The 1,390-nt window shown below is 63.4% G+C and carries 1 protein-coding gene; it reads right to left on the reverse strand.

What is annotated here, in order from left to right:
• Positions 1-41: 41 nt before the first annotated feature.
• Entirely contained in the window at positions 42-1,292 is a 1,251-nt protein-coding gene (locus NG1_RS34805; protein WP_373686209.1) for an IS256 family transposase, read from the reverse strand.
• Positions 1,293-1,390: the final 98 nt, after the last annotated feature.

Below are 1,390 nucleotides of genomic sequence, written 5' to 3' on the forward strand. Positions count from 1 at the left end.
TGGGACTGTCGGGTAAACGGCGGATCTGACCCCGGTGATGGTTAGTTTCCGGTCGGGGTGATCCGGCCTTCGAAGGTGATCGCGAACGCGTTCAGCGCGGGCTTCCACCTCATCGCCCATCGTGCCCGGCCGCGTCCGGTGGGGTCCAGCGAGCGGGTCACCAGATACAGGCACTTCAGCGCTGCCTGCTCGGTCGGGAAATGCCCGCGCGCCCGCACCGCCCTGCGATAGCGGGCGTTGAGGGACTCGATGGCGTTGGTTGAGCAGATGACCCGCCTTATCTCGACGTCGTAGTCGAGAAAGGGCACGAACTCACTCCACGCGTTCTCCCACAATCTGACGATCGCCGGATACCGTGGCCCCCACTTTGTGGCGAACTCATCGAACCGCTCTTTTGCCGCGGCCTCGGTCGGCGCGGTGTAGACCGGCTTGAGGTCACGGCTCATCTGGTCCCAATACTGCCGGGCGGCGTATCGGAACGAGTTGCGCAGCAGGTGGATCACGCACGTTTGCACGATCGCTCGCTCCCAGACGGTGGTGATCGCCTCCGGCAAGCCTTTGAGCCCATCGCAGACAGCGATGCACACATCGGCGACGCCGCGGTTCTTGATCTCGGTCAGCACGGCGAGCCAAAACTTGGCGCCCTCGCCGCCGTCGCCGGCCCACAACCCGAGGATGTCGCGCTCACCGGCCACGGTGACACCGATGACCACGTAGATCGGACGGTTGGTGACCTGGCCATCCCTGATCTTCACGTGGATCGCATCGATGAACACGACCGGATACACACGATCGAGAGGCCGGTTGCACCAGTCGGTCATCTCCGCGACCACCTTGTCGGTAATCGCGGAGACGGTGTCCTTGGACACCGAAGCGCCGTAGATCTCAGCGAAATGCGCCGAGATCTCCCCGGTCGTCAACCCCTTCGCGGTCAGTGACAACACGATCTCATCGACCCCCGACAACCGCCGCTGACGTTTCCTGACGATCTTCGGTTCGAACGTCGAGCTGGTGTCACGCGGCACATCGATCTCGACCGGACCGATCTCGGTGACCACCGTCTTCGAGCGAGTTCCGTTGCGAGAGTTCGGTGTTCCACGCCCGGCTGGGTCGTGTTTCTCATAGCCGACATGCTCGGTCATCTCCGCTTCCAACGCGGTCTCGAGCACGGTTTTGGTCAACTGGTTGAGCAACCCGCCCGGGCCGACCAGGTCGATCCCCTGTTCCTTGGCCTGCTTCAGCAGCTGCTCGGCCAGCTTCTTGGTGTCCGCCGCGTCGTCCTTCTTCGCCACGGCGTCGAGTGTCTCCGACACTGCTCGATCCTTCCCGCCGAACCGTCAGGTCCGGCCAGTCAGACCAAGGTCAAATCCGCCGTTGTTCCGACAGTCCC

This window comes from Nocardia gamkensis NBRC 108242, from assembly GCF_001612985.1.
GTDB classification, from domain to species: Bacteria; Actinomycetota; Actinomycetes; order Mycobacteriales; family Mycobacteriaceae; genus Nocardia; species Nocardia gamkensis.